The following is an 8,378-nucleotide window of genomic DNA, read 5'->3' as shown; positions in this document are numbered from 1 at the left end:
TAGACCCCTTCTATCTCATCGTCGACAACGCCGAATGGGTCGAGCGTCTCGCGCCACTCGGCGTCAAACTCGTCCAGCTGCGCATCAAGGATTGCCCGGACTCCGTGCTTCGCGAGCAGATCCGGCGATCGAGGGCTGCCTGCGCGGCCGCGGGTTGCCAATTGGTCGTCAACGACTACTGGAAACTGGCGATCGATGAAGGATGCGATTTCGTTCATCTCGGCCAGGAAGACCTGATGGCCGCCGACAGGAATGCCATTCGTCGCGCCGGCCTGAAGCTCGGCCTTTCCACCCACGACACAGCGGAGCTGGAGACGGCGCTGGCGGCCGAGCCGGATTATGTTGCGCTCGGGCCGGTCTGGCCGACGATCCTCAAACAGCTGAAATGGGCGCCGCAAGGCGTTGAACGTCTTTCCGACTGGCGCCAGCGTGTCGGCGCGATACCGCTCGTCGCCATCGGCGGGATCACCGCCGAACGGGCGCCGGTGGTGCTGGAAAGAGGCGCTGATAGTGCCGCCGTGGTCACCGATATCACCCGCAACCCGGATCCCGAGGCCCGCACGCGGCAGTGGCTGGCCGCGACCGCGCCATGGCGATCCGCAAAGTGAGGTATCACCGGTGACCTCTTGATACCGAAGCCGTAAAACTGCGCGGCGACGGAGGCGGGCTCGACGGCCAGGCATGATGCCGCTTGGCGGCCGAGACTTTCGATCTCATCCTAAGTCGTCAATAACATACCGATGATAGCAGGGATGAGAACTTTGCTACGCCTCGTTTGTAAGCGACATAAATTATTCAGAGAGCGACGGCGAAACCAATTGAAGTTAATCCTAAATTAGCCAGTCGCGCGAATTCTTGCGGTTATCTGAGCTGTACAGCCCGCCCTAGAGGACTGGAGAATTGTATGAAACGCCCGACCGTCAAGCAGACCCTGATTGCCGTTTTGTCTGTCATCTGTGCCTTCCTGATTGCCTTGTCGTACAATTCTCTCAGTACAATTTCGACACTGAACGACAGTGCTCAGCAGATTGGCGGCTTCTGGATGAAGCGGATGATCACCGCCCGGGATATCAAGGGAAACTTCTCTGATCTGAAGCTGGCCTATGCGCGGTACTTGCTGGAGGCCTCGCCTGAGAAGCAAGCCGCCGAGGCGAAGCTGATCGACGAGGCGAACGCCGCGGTCGAGCGAGCAATCCGAGAATATGTGGCGGGCGTCCGCACGGAGAAAGGCCGCGAGCTGATCAAAGACGTCGAGACAGGGCTCAAGAAATATAGCGAGTTTGCGCAGCAAATGGTCCAACTGCACGACAACGGCAAGGCCGCCGAGGCGGTCGGCCTCTTTCGGGAGAGTATGGAGGCACAATCTGATCTGGTGAACCAGGAGATTGCTGACCTGGTGGCGTTCATTCTCGGACAGACCGAAACATATGTGACCACAAGCAACGCGACGGCGAGCTACGCGTTCACGACCACGGCATTAATTGCCGCCCTTTCGATTCTGGTCACTTCGGCTGGAGCACTGTTTGCCGTTTTCGGCATCGCCAATCCGATCCGATGGATCGCCTCCGCCATGAAGACCCTTTCCGACGGCGATCTGCAGAGCGAAATCCCCTATGCTGGCCGCGCCGACGAAATCGGGGCGATGGCAGGAGCAGTGGAAGTGTTTCGACAGAACGCGATCAACGTTCTTCGATTGGAGCAGGAAGCAGCGATATCGCGAAGCCAGTCGGAGGCGGAGCGCGCTGCCGCACAGGAGCGCGCCGAACGGGAAGCGCAGCAGTTGCGCTTTGCGACAACGACGCTTGGCGATGGATTGAGACGCCTTGCGGGCGGTGACGTTTCTTTCCAGTTGGCGGAGCCGTTCGCTCCGGAATACGAGAGGTTGCGTGGGGATTTCAATGCTTCGCTTAGGCAACTCGGCACAACCATTGGCGCTGTACTGCAGACGGTGCACAGCATCGACACCGGAACATGCGAAATCGCCTCCGGTGCGCAAGATCTGTCCAAGCGGACCGAACAGCAGGCGGCCTCCCTGGAGGAGACTGCGGCAGCCCTCGATGAGATTACTGCCAATGTGACGACCGCCTCGAAGCGAACCGAGGAGGCTCGCAATGTCGCCCAGGCGGCTAACGTCAGTGCAGAACGTTCTGCTTCCGTTGTATCTCATGCCGAACAGGCGATGCGGCGGATAGAGGAAAGCTCCGAACGAATATCGAGCATTATCGGCGTCATCGACGACATCGCTTTCCAGACCAATCTTCTTGCCCTGAATGCCGGCGTCGAGGCAGCACGGGCCGGCGAGGCCGGCAAAGGTTTTGCCGTTGTCGCTCAGGAGGTTCGCGAGCTTGCCCAGCGGGCAGCGACGGCGGCGAAGGAAATCAAGGGCCTTATCCAAAAGTCCTCCACCGAAGTCGGCACCGGCGTAAGACTGGTTCTCGAGACTGGCCAGTCGTTGAACGAAATCAGCGAGCAAGTGTCTCAGATCAACCGGTTGATGGAAGCGATCGCGACCTCTGCGCGTGAACAGTCCACCGGACTTGCCGAAATCAATACGGCCGTCAATCAGATGGACCAGTCGACTCAGCAGAATGCGGCGATGGTCGAGCAATCCACCGCAGCGGCCGCGTCATTGTCGGCTGAGGCGAGCAGGCTGCGCGAACTGGTCAATCAGTTCACCCTCGACCGTGACCCCGCTCAGGCCGCTAAGCCTAGACATAGCGTCCGCACCATGGCGGCGTGATGACGATCAGGTACTTGTCCTGAGGTCACCGGGTAGAAGAACCAACAGCCTTGCTCTCGCCGCCGGCAACTCTTTGAGGGGTGGATCAAGAAGAGTGCAAAGTGTTCTGACGCGCGATTTCCAGCTTCAGGACCCTTCTCGCAGAGCATGCTTGACGCGGAGGATAGTGATCGCAACGGTTCCCACAACCACCGGAACGGCAACAAGCATGATCACCGGATCGAAATGGAACCCAGCGTGGTCTGCCGTCTCATATATGAACTTCACCAAGCTCAGCAAATAATAGCTAATCGCAATGATCGAAAAGCCTTCGACCGCGCGCTGGATCTTGACCTGCGTCGCAGCTCGATCCGCCATTGCTTGAATCTGCGTAGCATTCTGGAACTCAATCTCGACCTGAATTCGAGTCTGTAGCAGATCGAGCAGGTGCATCGTCGCTCTCGACAGCTGCTCAAGCCTCAATGCACTTGCCTCGCAAGTACGAACCGCCGGCTTGAACCGCCGCTCGACGAAAGTGCCAAAGCGCTGGAAGCCGGGGACATGGGTTTCCCGTAGAAGCGCGATTCTCTCTTCAACGATTTTCGCGTAGGCGGCGGTCGCTCCGAACCTGTTTCTGGTTTCCGCGGTGGCCGAGATGATATGGGACGAAAGAACCGTGATCTCGTCCAGCAGCTGCTTGTGCTGATGTGCAGGAGTACTCAAGTTGCGATTGGTCAGTTGAACGAGCTCCGCATCATACTGACCGAGAAGCGGTGCCAGACGTCGCGCCTCCGGCAATCCGAGCAGCGCCATTGATCTGTAGGTTTCTATCTCGCAGATGCGGCGCACCATGCGCCCCAGGCGATGTGCGTTCAGGTCCCTGTTGAACAGGATGATCCTGCTTGAATTGTCCGGTCTGACCCTAAAATCGGAGCAGACTTGCGCCGACCCACCACCAATCGAGGACGCCGCTGTATCCCCGAAATCGAAGGATTTTAAAACCGGTCCCAGCTCGTCAGGAGGGTTGCCCAGCACAAGGATAGCAACGTGGCAAACAAGGCGAGGAGCGGTCAACCCTGCCAGCCGCGCAAAATCACCTTCCGCAAGATCAGATTCCGGCCAACGCCCGGGCTCCGAGTGCAATTTCCGCAGGCGTGTGACCGTGACGAATTCAGTATGCCGTTCGACCCTGACTGAAATCTCACCATCGACTTCCAGGCTATCGTGGAACTCTTTGATCGCCCCATCCAAGGGCATGAACGCAATGTGCTCGACGATCGCCGGGCCGGTAAAATAAATGGACGGACGAGCGTGAAGCTCGGAGTTGAAATCTGCTGTTTGCAGTCCGACAGTCGCTGGGCTGGCGACGTGCTGCGCAGAAGCAGACGTCGTGGTTGAAACTGCTTCCTCTGCGCGATTCGAACTCAAATCCATCTTCCCCGTCCCACCAAACGCCACCGGCCAACTTATATGAACCGAACGCGATCAACTTGAAAGCCCTGCTGCCTGCTCATCAAGCGGCCTGGAACTGTTACCCGGTCGATCGGCTTCCCTACTCATCGCTGCCGCTATCGCCGCGATTGCGGGAGTAAAGAACCTGAGAAGGCGCTGCCCGCTTCGTTGACCTCACCATCGCGCATCCCCTGGGGGACCTCTTACGACTTGGCGTGCTGTGTATCCCGCGCGGTCAAGCGGTTCGCACGCTTGCTCACGCAGCCATATGCATGGCCTTTTGGGTGCGGGGTGGATGTCGTCCGTGCGCATCAACGCAAAATGCCATGCCGGCCCGCTGACCCTGGACGGCTGTTCCATAATTCAGCTTACGCCAGACTCGCCACCTGAGGTTGCATTGAACTATACGCGCAACCATCCCATCACCAGCACTCATGGGAACAGCCAGTTTTCGACGCGCAAGTCCTGGTAAACCGTAAAGTCCCGCACATTATTCGTCACGAGGACAGCCTTGAGCGAAACCGCATGAGCGGCTATCAGTTTGTCCAAGTGATCCTTTTTCCGGTCGCGTGTCGCGAACCTGAGAGGTCCGTAGGCCCGTGCCGCATCACTATCGAACGGGGCGACAGGGATTGCCTCGATCAGATACTCTAGGTTCGACCGTTCCCTTTCTGCATCCTTCGAGGCAGAAACGCCATATTCGAGTTCCGCGAACGTAATGGCAGACATGACGACATCGCCAACGCGGCATTGAGCAAAACGTCGTGCGACTTGCGGCGGCTGCTCCTTCATCAGATAGATGCACATGTTTGTGTCAAGCATGTAGAGCGGCATTACAGCCTATCCCGTTCGGCCTGCTCCTGATCACCGCGCCCCTCCGCCATGAACGAGTCGTCAAATCTTGCGAAACGCGCCAGTACGCCCTCCAGGGACGGTTTTAGCGGGCGGATGCGGAGCTCGTCACCAATGCGCTCGATTTCAAGCTCCATCTCGGTCTGGCTGTAAGCCAAATCGGCGGGAATTCTCACGGCTTGAGAGTTGCCGTTCTTGAATACTTTTGTCGTATGCATGACATCCTGCTTTCCGAAGTCGAACTCGCCCGTGTACATCATCCGTGTGTACATAATGGATTTGTCGCGGCGATGCAAGTTGCGGGAAGGAAAAGGCCGGACCGCGAGTAGGCCTGCTCAGGCCCGGAGCGCAGGGAACGAAATCCGCGCGTTCAGGTTAGTCCAAGCAAAGCGGCATTTCGTACCCTGGCAAGGTGAACCCGAGGAGCACGTTGTGAATGTTGTATGTTTTCCACGGCAGCGCCGCGATGATCCCGATCGCGCTTTGGTGAGCACCGACGCGGATGAGCGACGGCTCTATAAGTTTGCCCTGCAGTACGAGATGGATGGCAAGAGCTGGGCGACCGACATCTGGGCCTATTCATGCAAGGACGCCGAGGATCGCGTCGCCGCGATGCGGCGGTCGCTGACAATGTGCGGTCAGCTCTATGCCGAGGTGGAGGCCGATGCTCCGACGCACCTCTGAGGACATGCGACGCAGCCGAGAAGACCAGATTATTGCCACTCCTCTCCCGTCACCGGCTGTCGACAGGTCACTTTGCCATGTCGTCTGGAACAGTTTGTTTCTCCAAGAGTTCGGGTCGCAAAATATCTGCCAGGGATTTCCTTCGACAATGTCGGGAGGCAAAAATGTCAGCGCGATCGAAACATCCGCCAACAATTGGTGAGAACACGCCTGCGGCTGGCGGATGGGCGGCGGCGAGATCTCTTGGAGAAATTCTTCTGCGCGAACACGTCCCCCGATCGGGGCCGTCGCTGCTTTCCCATCACAACAAACCAGACGGCTACATGTGTGTCAGTTGCGCCTGGGCCAAGCCTGCAAAACCGCATGCGATGGAATTTTGCGAAAGCGGCGCAAAGGCGACCGCCTGGGAGGTCACTTCCCGCCGCGCCGACCGCGCCTTCTTCGCCGCCCATACATTGCATGAGCTGGAGCAGTGGAGCGATCACGATCTCGAAGAGCAAGGTCGCCTGACCCATCCGATGCGGTGGAACCGCTCGACCGACAAATACGAACCGGTGGACTGGAGCGATGCATTCGCGGAGATCGGCGAGGAGCTGCGGTCAATTCCTCCGCGTGAGGTCGATTTCTACACCTCTGGGCGCGCATCCCTCGAGACCTCCTACATGTATCAGCTTTTTGCCCGCATCTTCGGCAGCAACAACCTGCCCGACTCTTCCAACATGTGTCACGAAAGCTCCTCGGTCGGTCTGCCGGAAAGCATCGGAGCCTCCGTCGGCACGGCAATCCTGTCCGATTTCCAGAACTGCGATTGCATTTTCTACATGGCACAGAACGTCGCCACCTCTTCTCCGCGGATGCTGCATGACCTTCAGGACGCCGTCGACCGGGGCGTGAAAATCGTCACCTTCAATCTCTTGCGCGAACCGGGTCTCGAACGTTTCATCAACCCGCAAATGCCGAGCCAGATGCTGACCGGCCGGTCGACGCCGATTTCGTCGGAATATTACCAGGTGAAGAACGGAGGCGACATCGCGGCCCTCTTCGGGGTCTGCAAAGCCTTGATCGAAGCCGACGATGCGATGAAGGCACTGGGCATGAGCAAGGTTTCAGGCTCCGATGCCCTGCCCCATAAACCGGATAATGCTGCGGCGGTCGCCTTCGCCGCTTCGATTGCCGCCGCCGACAAAAAGCATGTTCTCGACCACGATTTCATCAGCACGCATACGTCGGGTTTCGAGGAATTCGCCGAAGCGGCCCGCCGATATGACTGGGCCGAGCTGGAGAGTGTTTCCGGCTTGACCCGCGAGCAGATGATTCAGGCAGCCCGCACCTACGCCCATTCGGAGGCGGTGCTGATGATCTACGGCATGGGTCTCACGCAGCATGTGATGGGTGTCGAGAACGTTCATATGGTCGCCAATCTCGCGCTACTGCGCGGCAATATCGGCAAGCCGGGCGCCAATATCTGCGCCGTGCGCGGCCACTCGAACGTGCAGGGCCAGCGCACGGTCGGGATAACGGAAAAGCCGGACCTCGTGCCGCTCGACAAGCTGAAGGAGCTCTACCAGTTCGAGCCGCCACAGTGGGAAGGTCGCGCGACCGTTGACACCTGCAAGGCGATCATGGATGGCGAAGCCAAGGCCTTCGTCAGCCTCGGTGGCAATTTCCTGCGCGCTGTCCCGGAAACGGAAGCGATGGAGGAGGCCTGGCGCAAACTCCGCCTGACCGTACAGATTGCGACGAAGCTCAATCGCAGCCACGTCATCCATGGGGAAATCGCCTATCTCCTTCCCTGTCTCGGCCGCATTGAGATCGATGAACAGGCGAGCGGTCCGCAAGCCGTCTCCATCGAAAGTTCCGTGGCGCATTTCCATGGTTCGCGCGGAAAGGCGAAGCCAGCAAGTCAGGAGCTTCTGTCGGAGCCCGCCATCATCGCCGGAATCGCCAAGGCGACGCTGGCGAAGGGCCGAGTCCCGTGGGACGAATGGGTCGGCGATTATTCGAAGATCCGCGATGCGATCGAAGCGACCTATCCCGAGACGTTCAGGGATTTCAACAAACGCATGTTTCAGCCGGGCGGCATTCCGAGACCGGTGCCGGCCAGGGAGCGCAAATGGACGACGCCCAACCAGAAAGCCAATTTCATCACGCCGCCGCGGCTCTTCCCCGAACTCGACATCGGTCCGGGCGACACTGAGGTTCTCAACCTCGCCACATTACGCTCCAACGACCAGTTCAACACGACCATCTACGGTTACAGCGATCGCTACCGCGGCGTGAAGGGATCGCGAAAGGTGGTCTTCATGAACGATGAGGATATTGACAGACTGGGCTTCAAAGAAGGCGATTTCGTCGATCTGACGACTGCCATCGACGTCGCCACATTGCGCCGAGTCGCCGGCTTCAAGATTGCCAGGCACGCGATTCCAACCGGGTGCTGTGCGGCCTATTACCCTGAGGCGAACCCGCTCTTTCCGCTGGCGCATCACGACGCCAAAGCCAAGACCCCGTCCTACAAGATGTTGCCGGTGCGGCTCAGTCTCTCGGCTCTGTCGTCGCGACCCTAACCCAGGTCCCGGCGATGCGCGAAAGCAAGCATGCCTGGTCGGCGGCAGTATCGTTTCTCACAATGGCCGGCGTCTTGGCCGCCGTTGCTTGGGCAACCCGTCCA

Annotated in this window: 7 protein-coding genes; 4 read left to right on the top strand and 3 right to left on the bottom strand. The window is 58.9% G+C overall.

Going from position 1 to position 8,378, the window contains the following annotated elements:
- On the top strand, window positions 1–608 hold a 608-nt coding region (locus tag HJC04_RS27575; protein WP_221147569.1), incomplete at its 5' end, for a thiamine phosphate synthase.
- A gap of 296 nt (window positions 609–904) precedes the next feature.
- A complete protein-coding gene (locus HJC04_RS27570) occupies window positions 905–2,740 on the top strand; it encodes a methyl-accepting chemotaxis protein (RefSeq protein ID WP_221147568.1) in 1,836 nt (611 codons plus the stop codon).
- A gap of 126 nt (window positions 2,741–2,866) precedes the next feature.
- On the opposite strand, the gene HJC04_RS27565 is transcribed toward HJC04_RS27570, so the two are convergent.
- From HJC04_RS27565 to HJC04_RS27555, 3 genes are all read right to left on the bottom strand, one after another.
- Complete coding sequence (locus HJC04_RS27565; protein WP_210633799.1) at window positions 2,867–4,147, bottom strand: DUF3422 domain-containing protein; 1,281 nt, start codon at window positions 4,145–4,147, stop codon at window positions 2,867–2,869.
- A 456-nt stretch (window positions 4,148–4,603) separates the two neighbouring features.
- A complete protein-coding gene (locus HJC04_RS27560; protein ID WP_210633779.1) occupies window positions 4,604–5,005 on the bottom strand; it encodes a type II toxin-antitoxin system VapC family toxin in 402 nt (133 codons plus the stop codon).
- A complete protein-coding gene (locus HJC04_RS27555; protein ID WP_210633778.1) occupies window positions 5,005–5,241 on the bottom strand; it encodes an antitoxin in 237 nt (78 codons plus the stop codon). The genes HJC04_RS27560 and HJC04_RS27555 overlap by 1 nt, the downstream gene beginning before the upstream one ends.
- 214 nt (window positions 5,242–5,455) lie before the next feature.
- Here HJC04_RS27555 and HJC04_RS27550 point away from each other — a divergent pair, with 214 nt between their 5' ends.
- Together HJC04_RS27550 and HJC04_RS27545 are read left to right on the top strand one after the other, a co-directional pair.
- A complete protein-coding gene (locus HJC04_RS27550; RefSeq protein WP_210633777.1) occupies window positions 5,456–5,707 on the top strand; it encodes a hypothetical protein in 252 nt (83 codons plus the stop codon).
- A gap of 164 nt (window positions 5,708–5,871) precedes the next feature.
- Window positions 5,872–8,274, top strand: a complete 2,403-nt coding sequence (locus tag HJC04_RS27545; protein WP_210633775.1) for an FdhF/YdeP family oxidoreductase — start codon at window positions 5,872–5,874, stop codon at window positions 8,272–8,274.
- The last annotated feature ends 104 nt before the right edge of the window (window positions 8,275–8,378 follow it).

Source organism: Rhizobium sp. NLR8a (assembly GCF_019685235.1).
GTDB lineage: Bacteria > Pseudomonadota > Alphaproteobacteria > Rhizobiales > Rhizobiaceae > Rhizobium.
Note: the sequence above shows the minus strand (reverse complement) of the source record. Positions and strands in the feature narration are given on the sequence as shown.